General features: G+C 44.5%; 17 protein-coding genes. 2 read left to right on the forward strand and 15 right to left on the reverse strand.

From position 1 onward, the window contains the following. Positions 1-52 precede the first annotated feature (52 nt). The 12 genes from bmrA to NYE56_RS17720 form a co-directional block, all read right to left on the reverse strand. Positions 53-1,822, reverse strand: coding sequence for a multidrug resistance ABC transporter ATP-binding protein/permease BmrA (bmrA, locus tag NYE56_RS17665; RefSeq protein ID WP_341284193.1), 1,770 nt, complete (start codon positions 1,820-1,822; stop codon positions 53-55). A gap of 166 nt (positions 1,823-1,988) precedes the next feature. Beyond that, positions 1,989-2,348: a hypothetical protein gene (locus tag NYE56_RS17670; protein ID WP_021480682.1), complete on the reverse strand. Its 360-nt coding sequence runs from the start codon at positions 2,346-2,348 to the stop codon at positions 1,989-1,991. Between the two features lie 14 nt (positions 2,349-2,362). Next, a complete protein-coding gene (locus NYE56_RS17675) occupies positions 2,363-4,249 on the reverse strand; it encodes a DUF6792 domain-containing protein (RefSeq protein WP_021480683.1) in 1,887 nt (628 codons plus the stop codon). Next, on the reverse strand, positions 4,239-4,952 hold the full coding sequence (locus tag NYE56_RS17680) for a lipoprotein YvcA (RefSeq protein ID WP_133954027.1): 714 nt from the start codon (positions 4,950-4,952) through the stop codon (positions 4,239-4,241). The genes NYE56_RS17675 and NYE56_RS17680 overlap by 11 nt, the downstream gene beginning before the upstream one ends. Before the next feature lie 245 nt (positions 4,953-5,197). Further along, positions 5,198-5,827 (reverse strand): bifunctional phosphoribosyl-AMP cyclohydrolase/phosphoribosyl-ATP diphosphatase HisIE, encoded by a 630-nt coding sequence (gene hisIE / locus NYE56_RS17685; protein WP_341284194.1) that lies wholly within the window; start codon positions 5,825-5,827, stop codon positions 5,198-5,200. After that, positions 5,824-6,582 carry an imidazole glycerol phosphate synthase subunit HisF gene (gene hisF / locus NYE56_RS17690; protein ID WP_326208509.1) on the reverse strand — a complete coding sequence of 253 codons (759 nt, stop codon included), beginning with the start codon at positions 6,580-6,582 and terminating at the stop codon, positions 5,824-5,826. The genes hisIE and hisF overlap by 4 nt, the downstream gene beginning before the upstream one ends. After that, a complete protein-coding gene (gene hisA, locus NYE56_RS17695) occupies positions 6,579-7,316 on the reverse strand; it encodes a 1-(5-phosphoribosyl)-5-[(5-phosphoribosylamino)methylideneamino]imidazole-4-carboxamide isomerase (protein WP_063334730.1) in 738 nt (245 codons plus the stop codon). The genes hisF and hisA overlap by 4 nt, the downstream gene beginning before the upstream one ends. After that, entirely contained in the window at positions 7,313-7,951 is a 639-nt protein-coding gene (gene hisH, locus NYE56_RS17700; RefSeq protein ID WP_160244572.1) for an imidazole glycerol phosphate synthase subunit HisH, read from the reverse strand. Before hisH ends, hisA begins: the two co-directional genes overlap by 4 nt. Beyond that, entirely contained in the window at positions 7,952-8,536 is a 585-nt protein-coding gene (gene hisB, locus NYE56_RS17705; protein ID WP_015483749.1) for an imidazoleglycerol-phosphate dehydratase HisB, read from the reverse strand. It lies immediately after the preceding gene. Next, a complete protein-coding gene (hisD, locus tag NYE56_RS17710) occupies positions 8,533-9,816 on the reverse strand; it encodes a histidinol dehydrogenase (RefSeq protein ID WP_341284195.1) in 1,284 nt (427 codons plus the stop codon). The genes hisB and hisD overlap by 4 nt, the downstream gene beginning before the upstream one ends. Further along, complete coding sequence (gene hisG / locus NYE56_RS17715) at positions 9,813-10,454, reverse strand: ATP phosphoribosyltransferase (protein WP_015251138.1); 642 nt, start codon at positions 10,452-10,454, stop codon at positions 9,813-9,815. Before hisG ends, hisD begins: the two co-directional genes overlap by 4 nt. Continuing rightward, entirely contained in the window at positions 10,447-11,622 is a 1,176-nt protein-coding gene (locus NYE56_RS17720; RefSeq protein ID WP_341284196.1) for an ATP phosphoribosyltransferase regulatory subunit, read from the reverse strand. Before NYE56_RS17720 ends, hisG begins: the two co-directional genes overlap by 8 nt. Positions 11,623-11,872: 250 nt before the next feature. Between NYE56_RS17720 and NYE56_RS17725 the strand changes: the two genes are divergently transcribed. Both NYE56_RS17725 and pelC read left to right on the forward strand, forming a co-directional pair. After that, positions 11,873-12,619 carry a C39 family peptidase gene (locus NYE56_RS17725; protein WP_160244571.1) on the forward strand — a complete coding sequence of 249 codons (747 nt, stop codon included), beginning with the start codon at positions 11,873-11,875 and terminating at the stop codon, positions 12,617-12,619. A 240-nt stretch (positions 12,620-12,859) separates the two neighbouring features. Further along, the gene (pelC, locus tag NYE56_RS17730; RefSeq protein WP_341284197.1) at positions 12,860-13,525 is read left to right on the forward strand and encodes a pectate/pectin lyase PelC; all 666 of its coding nucleotides are present in this window, start codon (positions 12,860-12,862) and stop codon (positions 13,523-13,525) included. Positions 13,526-13,544: 19 nt separating this feature from the next. On the opposite strand, the gene hprF is transcribed toward pelC, so the two are convergent. The 3 genes from hprF to NYE56_RS17745 are packed head-to-tail and all read right to left on the reverse strand — an operon-like array spanning position 13,545 to position 15,652. Beyond that, positions 13,545-14,063: a heptaprenylglyceryl phosphate O-acetyltransferase gene (gene hprF / locus NYE56_RS17735; protein WP_033884605.1), complete on the reverse strand. Its 519-nt coding sequence runs from the start codon at positions 14,061-14,063 to the stop codon at positions 13,545-13,547. Positions 14,064-14,066: 3 nt separating this feature from the next. Beyond that, a complete protein-coding gene (gene ppaX, locus NYE56_RS17740; RefSeq protein WP_014481021.1) occupies positions 14,067-14,717 on the reverse strand; it encodes a pyrophosphatase PpaX in 651 nt (216 codons plus the stop codon). Further along, positions 14,714-15,652 (reverse strand): nucleoside recognition domain-containing protein, encoded by a 939-nt coding sequence (locus tag NYE56_RS17745; RefSeq protein WP_341284198.1) that lies wholly within the window; start codon positions 15,650-15,652, stop codon positions 14,714-14,716. The genes ppaX and NYE56_RS17745 overlap by 4 nt, the downstream gene beginning before the upstream one ends. Positions 15,653-15,664: the final 12 nt, after the last annotated feature.

Below are 15,664 nucleotides of genomic sequence, written 5' to 3' on the forward strand. Positions count from 1 at the left end.
GGAAGGATTGGGAAAATCCCTCCTCTTTTTTATTGGCTGATTCGACCAAAATTTACCCGGCTTTGTTTTCTAAGTCCGCATTCATTTTCAGCTGCTGTTCAGCAAAATCCCTATAAAGACCATGGGAAGCCATTAACTCATGGTGTGTTCCACGGCCGGTAATTTCCCCTTTTTCAACAAACAAAAGCTGGTCCGCATCTACAACGGTAGATAGGCGGTGAGCGATAACAATCGTTGTTCGGCCCTCCATCAGCACCTCAAGCGCCTGCTGAACTGATTTTTCAGATTGGCTGTCGAGACTTGAGGTAGCTTCATCGAGCATAAGAATGCTTGGGTTACGGAGAAGCGCTCTCGCAATCGCGATTCTTTGCCTTTGTCCGCCTGACAGCATAATGCCGCGTTCGCCCACTTCTGTATCAAACTGATTCGGCAGCTCCTTTATAAAATTGAGCGCATATGCCATCTCCGCGGCTTTTTCGATCTCAGCATCCGTCACATCACGTTCTAACCCGTAGCAAATATTTTCTCTGATTGTCCCGGACATTAACGGGCTTTCCTGCGATACATACCCGATATGCTCCCGCCACGATTCAAGTGAATAAGTATCAATCGGCTCGTCCCCCAGCAGAATGGCCCCTGCAGTCGGAGAATAAAAACGTTCAAGCAGCTTAAACAGCGTCGTTTTCCCCCCACCGCTCGGACCGACAATCGCTGTGACTTTACCTGCTTCAATGACAGCGCTGATTTCTTTTAAAATCAGCTGATCAGGCTTGTATCCAAAAGACACGCGATCAAGCTGAATAGGGAGATGCGCATTTTCAATTTGTTTTCCTGTCACTGTATCTTCCTCTTCCTCTGCCAAAATCTCAATCATTCGTTCTGTTGCACCGATTGATTTTTGCAGCTGTGTGAAAAACGTTGTAATCTGGCCCATCGGCATTATAATTTGAAACAAATATAAAATAAAAGCCACGAGCGCTCCCGCCGTGAGTTCGCCTGAAGATACCTGCATGCCGCCATATCCGATCACTGCGACAAGCGCTGCCATTAGCACGAGTGAGATAAGCGGGCCGACAAGTGATTGAACCTTAGCTTCACGAACGCCAAGCTTAAATAATGAGGAAATCCCCATTTTCCCGCGCCCGTATTCGACATCCTCCGCATTTGAAGCTTTGACAAGTCTGATTTCCGGGAGAATTTGATTAAGCAGGCCTGTAAAACGGGCTGTTTCATCTTGCGTTTCCCGTGAAATGGAGAACATTTTCCGTCCAATCGGCACCAAAATAAGAGCGGCCAGCGGAACGACCACTAACACAAGCAGTGTCAGCTTCCAGTTCATAATAAACAAGATTGTCAATGATCCAATGACAGAAATGATGCCTGTAATAAATCCGCTGATATGGGTTGTAATCAATTCTTTGACAACCATCGTATCATTCGTTACACGGCTGACTGTTTCTCCGGAAGCATTTGTATCGAAATAAGAGACAGGCAGCTTAATTAATTTCTTCCATAATAAATCCCGCAGCCCGGAAATGATTTTTTGTCCATTATAGTTAAGCGCATAGGTGGCATAAGCGCTTAAACCCGCCTGAACGAAAAACACCAGCGCGATCAACCCGATTTGCGTGCCTGACAGATTTGACATAGAAAAACCATCGACAAGCTGCTTTGTTAATAATGGAATGAGCAGGCTGACCAGTGTGGTTACAACACTGAGGGCAAGCGCAAAGGCGAGCTTTCCATAAGAAGGATTGGTCCGTCTTACTAAGGAAAAAAAGGGTTTCAATTTACTTTTAGATTTTTGTTTCTGGTTTGACATATATTTTCCTCCTGTTTCAGCGTTCAGAAAGGTGAAAAGTCATAGCAAAAGGATGATTTTTACTCTTTCTCAATCATATCAATGGCGAGAGACTTTTTCAGTATATTTTTGCCGTGATCAAAATAAAAGATCTCCCACTCATTGTTTGAATAGGAGATTTTTTATGTTAGACATCTTTCACTGGCTTCTTTTTTCTGTAGGTCAATGTTACATCCTGCTGTCGCAGGTCTTCTATTATCATTTTGTATCGATCAACTTTTGCAGTATGTTCTTCTTTTATCATCTCAAGGGCGGCTTTTCGTTTTTCGCTATTAGACTCAAGCTCTTTTTTTATTTTTTTTACAATCAACCCTTTTTGCCCTTTGATTTCCTCTTTTAATGAAGACTCAAATTTCTTTGTCAGGCTGAGAAAGTCGTTGATCGGTTGATTGAGAGTGCCCGCTTTCCCCTTCATTTCATCTTGGGTAAGAAACATATAGGTCGTTGATACAATTTCTGTTTCACTTTCTATAAATAAGGAAGTCACTCTTCATATTCCTCCTAAGGCTGAAAATCAAATAACTGAGAAATCATTTCTTCTTTTTCAAACAGCTTTTCAATACTCTCACGGATATTTTTGATAAAATCTCTTTTTTCTGTTGTCTGTTTTTTTAATTCAGCAACAATTCCATCATTTGCAGGAAGCGCACCTGTGTGGAATGATTCATGAACAGAGATTTTCTCCAATTTATCGAATGTGTGGCTGAAACCAGCTGCAAGCCGGAATTGAAGATCGAAGGCATAATGCGAAGGGTTTTCTTCCATATGATGAATCGCCGTGATGATCGCCTGCTTTTTGTCTATAAAGTCTTCATCGATTTCCTGACTGTAAACCTTCTGGTACTTAGAAATCGCATCTTCCATATCTTCAACGATTTTCATACCGTTTTGATAGATTCTGACAGCGGATGAGAGATTGACTTGAATCGTTTCTCCCGAGCCGCTCTTCCCTGTAAAATAAATATCGGAGCCTTTATAGCTGAAGCCTTTTTCCTTTGACAAGGCGTTGAGCATTTGAACGATACTGTGGCCGTCGATGATAAGTTTTAGTGCGTCTTTTGTTTCTGTGTCGAGTGTTTTCAATGAGGACAGAATTGATTTTACGTAGTCAACTATTTCACCAACGTCTTTTAAAGCTTGCATAAATTGGCCATGCTTTAGATGGTCAATGAAATGTTCGTACCGTGATTCTATGCCTCGCATACTCGCATTAATATTCGTTAATTCTTTTTTAATGACTTTCTTTTGCGTTTCATCAATATAACCATTTTCAGCTAACTGATCTACGACCGGTCCGCTGTTTCTCAACAAGGTATGAAGAAAACCTAAAAACGAAGGCAGTTCTTCTTTTATTCGGCCATACATTTGCTTAACATCATCAAAATGCTCATATAGGACACTTACTTTCTTTAAAGCGCCGTCTGTGTTTTTCACTTTTTCAATCAGGTCTATGTCTATCCCGCTGGCTGCCTTTATAAAACCGTTCAAGCCGTCTTTTTCATAGTCATCCTTATATTTTTGAAGGAATTTTTGAATTGACCTCACATCTTCGTCAGGAACCCCATCCATAATATTTCGGATGCCTTTTACACTTGTATTTGTATCTGCCATCTTCACATCACCGAATGTAATGAAATCGGCCTTGCCGCTGACTCCGTACAGCGGGTCGTCTTTTGAGATGCGTTGGGTGATGTTTGCTGTTACGCCTTTGTCTTTGTAATATTGGGTGATGGCTTTTTTAAGGTCATCTTTTGGAATTGAATTTAACTCTTTAAATGTATTCACTTTGAACTTCTTAATCATTGTGTACCTTAAATGATCATCTGCTTTTAATAAGTGATCTACACTTATTTGAGCTCCGTTCACTCCATAAACCTCATCATATTCCCCATCTATTAATTGCACCATTACTTGATTATTATTGGCAAGTGAATGCCCCATACTATACGTTTTTAAACTTTCATCCTTGCCAGCTTTCTTTTTGGCTTCTCTAGTAAACTCTTTCGTTGCATTATATTGGCTATCATCCATTCCAAGAAACAACCCAAAAAAATTATAAGTCCAGTCTTTATTATCTGCGCTACCTTCAGAAATAATTTGCAACTGATTCACTTCGTGCTTCTTATCTACAATATGAATAGCAGTACCATCATAGCCAGATTCTTTATTCTGGTGTACAAGCTCTTTAGATGTATAAATTTCAATATTTTGCGTGAGTTCTTGATGAGTTTCTTCCTTATAGATTCTTCGAATGTCTTCTTCAAAGTCTTTCTTAGCTTCTTGTATTACTTTGGGATCGGAAGAAGCGAATTTCTGTTTATAACCGTATTCTAAATTTATAAGACGTAGTTTTATATTTTCATTTTCAAAAATATTTTTATTTCCCATCTTCCCTCTCCTCTAAATTGAAGGTAACAGAGTTTAATATTTTTTTAACCTTTTTTTCATAGCCTTTTGGATTTTGCTTACATGTCTGTACATTTGCTGAGCAGCTAAACATAAAAGAATATTCCATCCCTAAATAATCTTGTTTTTTTGATTTTATATAACCAAGATAAATATAAGACGGGCTCTCTTGGTTATCAAAGTTTTCTTGTTTTGAAGCAAAATAAATATCCTTATCCTTTGCTTCTATTTTTTCAAATTTACCTTTGTATTCATTTTTACCACTAACAATGTCCAACATGGTCTCAGGGTTGTTTATAAATGATTCATTTTGATAGAACTTTAATGAAGCATTCATTACTATATTCGTTTTATTATTAATACTGTCGAAAAACAGTGACTCGTTTGTCTTTGAAGTTTCAGAGTCGGAATACTCCCCATCTTCCGGAAACAACATCCTAAACCCTTTCAGCTTAGATTCCAGCAAATAATATCCTGGTTCCTCTTCTTTTGTTGACACCATGTACTCTCTCGTTTTCTCGTCCTGAAACGCAGGTACTTGAGGCAGATCCTTGGGATCCATGTCTTTTGGTTTTACCGCTTCTGTTTTATTGTCATTTGTGGTGTTTTTATCATTGTCATTCATACTGCATCCTCCTGTCAGGGCAAGTAATAAGCTGAAGCAAATAAAGATGATCTTTTTCATTACGAACCTCCACGGTTTTTGTGAGAATAGTATTCTATTTTTATATCAAAAATAATTCTATTGACCTGGTTAAGAGATGATTATTTCATCCTTTTTCATGTTACATCATGGCGGAATTTGGATAAATAGGAAATCAGACTCGGTTTTGATCTCCTTTTATTAACTAATCATATATAACACCTCATATAAATCTAAATACCTATTACTTTTTTCACAAAACAAAAAGAGCCGTATCATACGGCTCTTTACTCTTCTTTCTCAGAATGGCGTTTTTTCAATACGTCAAGCACATCATCCAGCGGCAGGGATTGTTCTCTGAGCAGGACAAGCAGGTGATACAGCAGGTCTGCCGCTTCCCATTTGAGTTCCTCGCGGTCCCGATTTTTCGCGGCGATGATGACTTCGGATGCTTCTTCTCCGACTTTTTTCAAAATCTTATCGACGCCTTCACGGAAAAGGTAAGTGGTGTAAGCCCCTTCAGGCATCTCCGCTTGGCGTTCCGCGATCACGCGCTCCAGTTCGTTCATGATGTCGAATCGGCCTGCGGCCTGTTCTTCTGTTTGTTCCTTCGTAAAACAGCTGTAGCTGCCAGTGTGGCATGCCGGGCCGGATGGCTCTACCAGTACGATCAATGCGTCTTGGTCGCAGTCATACCGGATACCTTTGACGGCTTGCGTGTTCCCTGAGGTTTCTCCTTTATGCCATAACGCTTGGCGTGAGCGGCTGTAAAACCATGTTTCCTTCGTTTCCAGCGTTTTTTCGTACGATTCCTTGTTCATATACGCAAGGGTCAGCACTTCTTTGCTTGCCGCATCCTGCACGATGGCAGGAATTAATCCGTCCTCGTTAAAACGCAGTTCATCTGCCTGTTTCATCTCACATTCACCCCGTATTCTTTCAAGTATGATTTTACTTCTTTAATCGATGTTTCTTTATAATGAAAAATTGAGGCGGCCAGCGCGGCGTCAGCTTTTCCTTTTGTAAAAGCCTCAAGCATATGCTGTGCGTTTCCCGCGCCTCCCGAAGCGATAACAGGGACGGGGACAGCTTCAGAAACAAGCTTTGTCAGCCTGTGGTCGAAGCCTTTTTTCTCACCATCAGAGTCCATGCTTGTCAGCAATATTTCTCCTGCACCGCGTTTGACGCCTTCTTTTGCCCACGCGGTGACCTCCCAATCTGTTTTCTTTCTGCCGCCGTGCGTATAGACCTTATATGTGTCAGATTCTTTATCATACTTGGCATCAATGGCAAGAACGATGCATTGAGAACCGAAAAACTCGGCTCCTTCTGCAATCAGCTCAGGGCGGAGAACAGCTGCCGTGTTCACCGACACTTTGTCCGCTCCGGCACGCAGTATCGTTTTCATATCGCTGAGCTGATTGATGCCGCCGCCGACTGTAAACGGAATGGCAAGCTTCGCGGCAACCTGCTCCACAACGTCAACCATCGTCTTGCGTCCTTCATGCGAGGCGGAGATATCAAGAAAAACAAGTTCATCCGCACCTTCCCGGTCGTACACTTCAGCGAGTTCAACTGGGTCACCGGCATCCTTCAATTCGAGAAATTGAATTCCTTTGACAACGCGTCCTTCTTTGACATCAAGGCATGGAATAATCCGTTTTGTGATCATTTGCGCTTCACCCTTTCAAGCGCCTCACACAGCGTAAACTGATTGGTATACAGCGCTTTTCCGATGATCGCTCCAGAGACGCCGTCCGCCTCATAGCGGGCGAGGGCTTCGAGATCCGTGACGGAGCTGACTCCGCCTGAAGCGATCACTGATTTCCCCGTTTCCTTCGCAAGCTCGACCGTGCTTTTAACATTGGGGCCTGACAGCATTCCGTCTGTCGCGATGTCAGTAAAAATAAAGACTTCCGCACCTTCATTGGCTAGCTCTTTGCCCAGTTCAGTTGCCTTAAGGGTTGATGTTTCCAGCCATCCCTCTGTTGAAACAAAACCGTTTCTCGCATCCAGTCCGATTGCAATTTTCTCGCCATATTGTTTCAGCATTTTTTTGACAAACGGAGGGTTAGAAACTGCTGAGCTTCCCAGGATCACCCGATCGACTCCTGCTGATAAATATTCATAGACGTCTTTTTCGGAACGGATCCCGCCGCCGATTTCGACTTTCAGGTTCAGCTTTTGCGCAATCTCAATCACATGGCGGTCATTCACTCTTTTCCCTTCTTTGGCTCCGTCGAGATCAACGAGATGGATCCATTCGGCACCCTCTTTCGCAAATAACGCAGCCATGTCGTACGGTGAATCGCCATATATCGTTTCCTTATTATAATCCCCTTGAACAAGGCGGACACATTTGCCGTTTCTCATATCAATTGCCGGATATAATGTAAAAGCACTCATTTTTTCACCTTCTGTTCTGCTGCCATTTTCGTAAATTGGGTTAAAATAGACATTCCGACCGTGCTGCTTTTTTCCGGATGAAATTGGGCGCCGAAGACGTTTCTTTTTCCGACTACAGCAGGCACTCGCACACCATAATCGGCGCTTGCCAGAAGCGCATTCTCCTCCATCCCATCAATGTAATAAGAATGAACGAAGTAAGCGTAGCCTTGTTCTGTTTCAGACAGCAGCGGAGATTCATTATGAAAAGAAAGACGATTCCAGCCCATATGCGGAACCTTCAGCTTGTTTCCTTTTTCATCTTCTGCTTTTAGCCTGACTGCTTTACCTTTTAGCAGCCTGAGCCCTGAAGCAGTGCCGTTTTCTTCGCTTTCTTCAAATAAAAGCTGCATGCCGAGGCAGATCCCGAGAAGCAGCCTTCCCTCTGAGACCATATCGTGAATCAATTGATCAAGCTTCGTGTAGCGCAAATTGTCCATCGCGTCTCCAAATGAACCGACTCCCGGCAAAATGAAGGCATCAGCTTCTTTCAGCTCCTCCGGCTTTTCAGAAACAAAATACGGCACGCCGACACGTTCAAGCGCCTTTGAGACACTGTATAAATTCCCCATTCCGTAATCTATCACGCCGATCATTTACAGCATCCCTTTCGTTGACGGTATTCCTTTAACACGCGGATCGATCGTTGCCGCTTCATCAAGCGCGCGTCCCAGCGCTTTAAAAACGGCTTCAATCATGTGGTGGGTATTTGTGCCATAATGAACAATGACGTGCAGGTTCATTCGAGCTTCGAGCGCCAGCTTCCACAAAAATTCATGTACAAGCTCCGTATCGAAAGTTCCGACTTTAGCAGCCGGGAAATCAGCGCGCATTTCTAAGTGCGGCCGGTTGCTTAAATCAATCACAACTTGAGCAAGTGCCTCATCCATCGGCACAAACGCCGATCCGTAGCGTTTGATTCCTTTTTTATCGCCCAACGCTTCGAGCAGCGCCTGCCCTAAGCAGATGCCGATATCTTCAGTCGTGTGGTGATCATCTATATCAACATCGCCTTTTGCGTTAATGGAAAGATCGAATTGGCCGTGTTTCGTGAATAAATCCAACATATGTGTCATAAACGGCACATCTGTTTTGATATCCGCTTGTCCCCCGCCGTCTATTGTAAATGCCAGCTCAATATCTGTTTCGTTTGTTTTCCTGACGCGTTCAGCTTTTCTCATTTAGAAATCCTCCGTTCTCTCGCTTCAATTGATCTGGCATGGGCTTCTAGCCCTTCCAGTCTGGCAAAAGCCGCGATGCTTTCGGCATGTTCTTCAAAGGCTGATTGACTGTAAGAAATAATGCTCGATTTCTTTTGAAAATCAGTTACGTTTAATGGACTTGAAAATCTGGCTGTTCCGTTTGTCGGAAGCACATGGTTCGGTCCGGCAAAATAATCACCGACAGGCTCAGGGCTGTATCTGCCTAAGAAAATTGCACCCGCATGTTTGATACTCCCAAGAAAAGCTTCCGGAGACTGTGTTATGATTTCTAAATGCTCTGGCGCGAGTGTATTGACAGTCTCAATCGCTTCTACCATTGTTTCCGCCACATATATACAACCGTAATCTCTCACTGAAGCTTCCGCTATTTCTCTTCGCGGCAAGGTTTCCAGCTGCTTACTCACCTCGGCTGAAACAACCTCGGCCAGCGCTATGGAATCTGTGACAAACACACATGAGCTGAGCTTATCGTGTTCCGCCTGTGACAGCAGATCGGCTGCAATTTCGCTCGGAATCGCTGTTTCATCAGCCAGCACGACGATTTCACTAGGTCCGGCAATCATATCGATATCGACATCGCCGAACACTTCCCGTTTGGCAAGCGCGACATAAATGTTGCCCGGACCCGTGATTTTATCCACCGGCTCAATGGTTTCTGTTCCGTATGCTAACGCCGCAATCGCCTGAGCGCCGCCCATTTTGTAAATGTCTTTTATGCCCAGCTCGGCTGCAGCAACCAAAACTCCAGGAGACAGCAGACCGTCTTTTCCCGGAGGCGTGACGAGAACGATTCTTTCAACGCCCGCTACAAGCGCCGGAATCACATTCATCAAAACAGATGAAGGATATGCGGCCGTTCCCCCCGGCACATATACACCCGCGGAATCCAGCGCCGTCACTTTCTGCCCCAGCATTGTGCCATCCTTTCTGTGATAAAACCAGGAGGATTGCAGCTGTCTTTCGTGATATTCCCTAATATTTTCGATTGCCTGCCTAATCACCTGAAGAAGACGTGAATCCAGTGAGGTGTATGCCTCCTCAAATTCTTCTTTTGTGACCAGCGGGCTGTCTATTTCGATGCCGTCAAATTTCGCCGTGTAGCTGCGAACCGCCTGATCACCGTTTGCTTTAACATCTTCAATAATGGACCGGACCGTCTTTCTTTGCTCTTCCGTTCCGGCATCGATGGAACGCTTGAGAGAAAGCCGTTCCGCTCCGCTGATGGTTTTGATCTTCATTTTGCCGTCTCTCCTTCCACAACGAGAGATAGGCGGGATGCCATTTCGTCAATCACATCGTCTTTCATGCGATAGCTTACCGGGTTAACAATAAAGCGAGAGGTAATGTCACAAATGTGCTCCGTTTCAACAAGCCCATTTTCTTTCAGCGTCTGTCCTGTGGAAACAATGTCCACTATCCGATCTGCAAGCCCAATGAGCGGAGCCAGTTCAATTGAACCGTTGAGCTTAATAATCTCGACTTGTTCTCCCTGCTCTCTGAAATAACTGGAAGCCACATTCGGATACTTTGTCGCGATTCTTGGCGCTACGCCGCTCCAGTCTGTATTCGGAAGTCCAGCGACAGCTAAGTGGCATTTGCTGATTTTTAAATCCAGTACCTCATACACATCGCGTTCCTCCTCCAGCATGACATCCTTGCCCGCAATTCCGACGTCTGCCACGCCATGCTCCACATACGTGGTTACGTCCATCGGCTTCGCTAATATGAAACGAAGATTTTCCTCCGGCACATCGATGATCAGTTTTCTCGAATCTTCAAACTCCTCAGGGAGCCTGTAGCCTGCCTGCCTCAGCAGCCCTGCCGCTTCTTCAAATATCCGGCCCTTTGGCATCGCCATTGTGAGTAACTTACCCATTTTGCTCTTCCTTTCTGGCACCGATAAAATAAGTGACGTTTGCAAAAGATTTTGTCATCTGGTCGATATTTTCTATTCCCGATAAATCTTGAAGAACCACTTTGTTCCCTTTCATGCGTTCTTCATTCGCATAAGCGATGGCTTGCGCCCGCTGCTCTTTGCTGAAAATAACAGCGTCTATTTCACAAGGTTCGTCCTTCATATGAAGGGCTTCAATCAGCCGGTCGATCCGAAGCCCGAAGCCTGTTGCCGGTGCAGGTGAATCAAAATGGCCCAGCAGCTTGTTGTAACGGCCGCCGCTTCCAATGACAAAACCGACATTCTCGGCGTACACTTCAAATAAAATCCCTGTGTAATAGCTCATGTGGCTGACCATATTCAGATCCAGGCGGACATTTTCCGTACATCCGTAATCCTCAAGAATGTCCCACAGCGCCTTCAGCTCATCAACCACGCTTTTTCCTTGCGCAGAATCGACGATTTCTTCGGCACGTCCGCATACTTCTATACCGCCCCGCAGTTCAAGGAGCTCAAGCAGCCTGCTTTTATCAATGGAGGAAAGCGGGAGAGACTTGACATGCTCTCTGTAACCGACGTAGTTCTTTTCATATAAGAACCTCCGCAGCACATCAGCTCGTTCAACGTTCCCGAGCACCTCAACAAACAAAGCATCCGCAATGCCGGCATGGCCGATGGCAATTTTAAAGGATGCCAGCCCAGCGTTTTTCAATGCCCCGACGACTAAAGCAATGACCTCCGCATCCGCACTCGTCGTGCCGTCACCGATTAACTCCACTCCAACCTGCTCGAACTCAGCCGGACGTCCGCCTTCACGCTCCTGAGCCCTGAATACATTTGCCGCATAGCCGACTCTTAGCGGATGACCGTGTTTCAGAAGCTTCGATGCCGCCACCCTTGCAATTGGCCCCGTCATATCCGGGCGAAGCACCAATGTCTTGCCGTCCTGATCAAGTAGCTTAAACAGCTGCTGCTCTTCAATTGCTGACTGGACGCCAACGGTATCGTAAAACTCCAGTGTCGGCGTTTCCATAAATTGATATCCCCATTTATCAATCAAATCGGTTAACGATCGTCTCACCTTTTTTTTCGTTCCGTATAAACCGGGCAGTGTATCTCTCATGCCGTGCGGTTTTTCAAACATAAACATCAACCCGAGCACCTCCGCTGTTATCTTATGAAGGAAAATTCCGAATCCTTTAGTTCGCTAATATGATAATATGTTAGCAGATGAAAGAATGAAAATCAACGCTTAACTTCAGTGAGGATATTTTTAGTTCAAATATCCTTCTCCTCATTATGAAAAAATCATGAACAATGTATTAAAGGTACGTAATATCTCAAATTCTTTATGTTTGGCATGCTATAATACAAATCAAATAGAGAACAAGGAGATAAAGATGAAAACACTGCGAACTCTATGTGTCCTGATGATTCTTTCAGGCGTTATTTTTTTCGGACTTAAAATAGATGCAAAAGATATAGATATTCCTTTTTTGAACAGCCTTAAAAAAGTGGTTTCTGATAGCGATACAGGTGCGAATAGCAAAAAGGAGCTGAAGGGAAGCGCAAAACCGCTGGATGTCATCCTTTACAATCAAATGGACGCACCCCGGCTCTATAACGGCTGTGAAGTAACAAGCCTTGCGATGGTGCTGAATTACGCGGGATACGACGTGACAAAAAACACCCTGGCAAATCAGGTTGCCACAGTGCCTTTGACATACAGCAGCGGATTAAAGGGTGATCCGAATGACGGATTTGTCGGGGATATGGCGAATGGCCCTGGTCTCGGTGTCTACCATCGACCGATCTATCAGCTGGCGAAAACCTATGCGGGAGACAAAGTGTCTGATCTGACTGGAAAAAGCATTTCTGCTGTTTATGAACAGCTTGAAAAAGGCAATCCAGTTTGGGTTATTACGACAGCCAACTTTACGCCAGTTGACAACATGCAGACATGGAAAACACCAAACGGAACGATAGAGATTACGTACAGCGAACACAGCGTCGCCGTTACGGGATATGATGATAAATATGTGTATCTCAATGATCCGTATGGCTATAAAAACAGAAAAACCGATAGAACAAGCTTTGAAAAAGCGTGGAAACAAATGGGCAGCCAGGCCATAGTTATTCAAAAGTAAACGCCTGAAAGCCGCACTATGCTCTATCCTGAGCAAATACGACAATATTCATGCTTTTTGTTTCAATCGGTAAGATCGATTCATTTTCCATTTATCATCCAGAATTGTCTTTACTTTCAGGCTATCTGTTTTTATGATTAAAGCAGATTCAGCCTTGCCCCGATCTATGTGAGAGAAGCCGGTGCAAGTCGCTGACGCTTCTCTTGCAAAAAATGAAAGATATCCGGGGAGGATTTATCATTGAAAAAATTCGTGTCTATCCTATTTATGTTCGGTTTGGTTATGGTGTTCAGCCAGTTTCAGTCATCAACCGCTTTTGCAGCAGACAAAGTGGTTCACGAAACAATTATCGTACCAAAAAATACAACATATGACGGGAAAGGACAGCGGTTTGTGGCAGGGAAAGAATTAGGCGACGGAAGCCAGTCAGAAAACCAAAACCCTGTTTTTCGTGTGGAGGATGGAGCAACCCTGAAAAACGTGGTGCTTGGCGCCCCTGCCGCTGATGGCGTGCACACTTATGGAAACGTTAACATTCAGAATGTGAAATGGGAAGATGTTGGTGAGGATGCGTTAACGGTGAAGAAGGAAGGAAAAGTGACGATCGACGGCGGTTCTGCTCAAAAAGCGTCAGATAAGATATTCCAAATCAATAAAGCCAGTACATTCACAGTGAAAAACTTCACGGCGGACAATGGCGGGAAGTTCATTAGACAGCTTGGCGGTTCAACCTTCCACGTTGATGTGATCATCGACAAGTGCACCATCACAAACATGAAGGAAGCGATATTCCGGACGGACAGCAAAACAAGCACGGTCAAAATGACAAATACACGCTACTCTAATGTCGGTCAAAAATGGATTGGTGTTCAGCATATTTACGAAAACAACAACACTCAATTTTAACAAAAAAAGTCCGCTGATGTTATTCAGCGGACTTTTTCAATCTTTCTTGCATTTCTTCCTTCGTATAGATGATCCTCATCGGATTTCCGCCGACAAATGCGCCGGCAGGCACGTCTTTATGGACAAGTGTTCCGGCGGACACAACTGCGCCATCTCCTATTTTCACCCCGGGCAGAATGGTCGTGTTGGCACCAATCATCACTTCGTCTCCGATCAGAACTGTGCCGATCCGGTATTCGTGAATCAAATACTCATGGGCCAGAATGGTCGTATTGTACCCGATGATTGTATTTGTTCCGACTGAGATCTTTTCCGGAAACATGATATCTGGCATCACCATGAGGGCAAAGGATGTCTGTTTTCCAACCTTCATCCGCAGAAATGTACGGTACAGCCAGTTTTTCATCCCTATAAACGGCGTATATCTCGCAATTTGAATGACAATGAAATTTTTGACGACCTTTAAAAAAGGTACCGTTTGATAGACATGCCACAGTGAGTTGGCCCCCGAGACCGGATGACGATCTGTTTTTCTCACAGATTACTTCACTCCAACGATTTGTAATAGATCACTCATTTTCTCAAGCATAAAATCCGGCTCATGCTTCGCCAGCATTTCTGGCCCTTTAATCGTCCATGCGACTCCTGCCGTTTTTGTACCGGCGTTTTTGCCTGCCAGCACATCATGGTAATTATCACCGACCATAATGGCTTCCTCGGGCTTGCTTCCTAACTGTTTCAGCGCTAACAGCACAGGCTCGGGATCAGGCTTTGCATTCGTCACATCATCAAGGGTGACAACTGTTTCAAAGAATTCGCCGATTCCCGTGAGCTTGAGGCCCATATTGACAGTATCTCTTAATTTTGTTGTCACAATTCCTAATGTAAAGCCGGCTTTTTTTAATGCATCCAGGGTCTCATATACCGTTTCATATTCAGTCACGAGTGAATCATGCATGTCATGATTGTACGCTCTGTACATAGCGATCATATCCTCGCATTTATCAGGGTCCATCGAAGAGAACGTTTCAAAAAGAGACGGTCCGATAAACGCAAGGACATCTTCTCGTTTATACTTGCTCGGATAATAATGCTCCAGTGTATGCAAAAAGGACGCGATAATTAATTCATTCGTATTAATAAGCGTTCCGTCTAAATCAAACAGAATCGTCGTTACTTGTTTGTCACTCATATTGCTTCCTTTCCAACCGCTGAGGGTTTCCACTTTTTCCATGTATGCGCAATAGCCATTGTCAGCAGAACTGCTGTGGTGACACGAATCAAAAGAAGCGGCCAGACCGGTATGCCGAGCGGAATAAAGACAAGTGTATCTTCCACGACCGCATGGCAGGCAACGAGAAATATAAATGCCAATGTCATATCCCGCCTGCTCACACCGTCATCCTCGACAGCTTTGATCATGACACCCGCTCCGTAGGCCAGACCAATCGTCAGTCCCGCCACCATCGTCATAGACGTATTTTTATTCATGCCAAGCAGCTGCGTAAACGGAGACAGCCACCTGGAGAACCGATGCAGCCAGCCTAAATCTCTTAAAAACTGGATGATGATCATCAGCGGTATGACAATTGTCGCCAACTGCAAAACACCAAGTCCGGCTTTCGTTAAGGCTTCTGCCAGCATTGCCAGCCAGCTGTCTGGCGCCACGCTCTTCGCAGCGATAAAACCGTACTGCGCCGTTTCCTGTCCGCCATGCCAAATGAGGTTGATGACGATGGCTGACACAGCGGCTAAACCGATGCGCACGGCCAATATGACGCCAATTCTGATGCCAACCTTTGCGGCAACTGTCGATTCGATAATCAAGTTATGACAGAATGAAAGCATAACAGCTAAAATAAAGACTTCTTTCACAGATAAATCCAATGTTAAAATCCCGGCAATTCCCGCATACAGATTCAGCATATTTCCCAGTACAAGCGGAATGGCCGCTTCACCAGAAAGCCCGAAGAGACCCATTACCGGTGTGATCAGCCGTACAAGCCAATCCATGACAGGGGTATGCTGAAGCAAAGTGACCAATAGCGTTACCGGGAAAATCACTTTACCCAGCGTCCATGTTGTTTGAAAACCTGCTGCAAGACCGGCCAGAAAGATTTTCTTCATCCCTCATCCCCC

Origin of the sequence: Bacillus sp. FSL R5-0603 (assembly GCF_038050295.1) — a bacterium.
GTDB lineage: Bacteria > Bacillota > Bacilli > Bacillales > Bacillaceae > Bacillus > Bacillus subtilis.

What these genes read in the sequence shown, in the direction of transcription:
- hisG (WP_015251138.1), bottom strand. Translation starts at nt 10,454, where the DNA reads ATGGGTAAGTTACTCACAATGGCGATGCCAAAGGGCCGGATATTTGAA.
- hisIE (WP_341284194.1), bottom strand. Translation starts at nt 5,827, where the DNA reads ATGAAACAGGCAGATGAACTGCGTTTTAACGAGGACGGATTAATTCCT.
- hisA (WP_063334730.1), bottom strand. Translation starts at nt 7,316, where the DNA reads ATGAGTGCTTTTACATTATATCCGGCAATTGATATGAGAAACGGCAAA.
- NYE56_RS17720 (WP_341284196.1), bottom strand. Translation starts at nt 11,622, where the DNA reads ATGTTTATGTTTGAAAAACCGCACGGCATGAGAGATACACTGCCCGGT.
- NYE56_RS17745 (WP_341284198.1), bottom strand. Translation starts at nt 15,652, where the DNA reads ATGAAGAAAATCTTTCTGGCCGGTCTTGCAGCAGGTTTTCAAACAACA.
- hisF (WP_326208509.1), bottom strand. Translation starts at nt 6,582, where the DNA reads ATGATCACAAAACGGATTATTCCATGCCTTGATGTCAAAGAAGGACGC.
- hisD (WP_341284195.1), bottom strand. Translation starts at nt 9,816, where the DNA reads ATGAAGATCAAAACCATCAGCGGAGCGGAACGGCTTTCTCTCAAGCGT.
- hisH (WP_160244572.1), bottom strand. Translation starts at nt 7,951, where the DNA reads ATGATCGGCGTGATAGATTACGGAATGGGGAATTTATACAGTGTCTCA.
- NYE56_RS17725 (WP_160244571.1), top strand. Translation starts at nt 11,873, where the DNA reads ATGAAAACACTGCGAACTCTATGTGTCCTGATGATTCTTTCAGGCGTT.
- NYE56_RS17680 (WP_133954027.1), bottom strand. Translation starts at nt 4,952, where the DNA reads ATGAAAAAGATCATCTTTATTTGCTTCAGCTTATTACTTGCCCTGACA.
- hisB (WP_015483749.1), bottom strand. Translation starts at nt 8,536, where the DNA reads ATGAGAAAAGCTGAACGCGTCAGGAAAACAAACGAAACAGATATTGAG.
- ppaX (WP_014481021.1), bottom strand. Translation starts at nt 14,717, where the DNA reads ATGAGTGACAAACAAGTAACGACGATTCTGTTTGATTTAGACGGAACG.
- bmrA (WP_341284193.1), bottom strand. Translation starts at nt 1,822, where the DNA reads ATGTCAAACCAGAAACAAAAATCTAAAAGTAAATTGAAACCCTTTTTT.
- NYE56_RS17675 (WP_021480683.1), bottom strand. Translation starts at nt 4,249, where the DNA reads ATGGGAAATAAAAATATTTTTGAAAATGAAAATATAAAACTACGTCTT.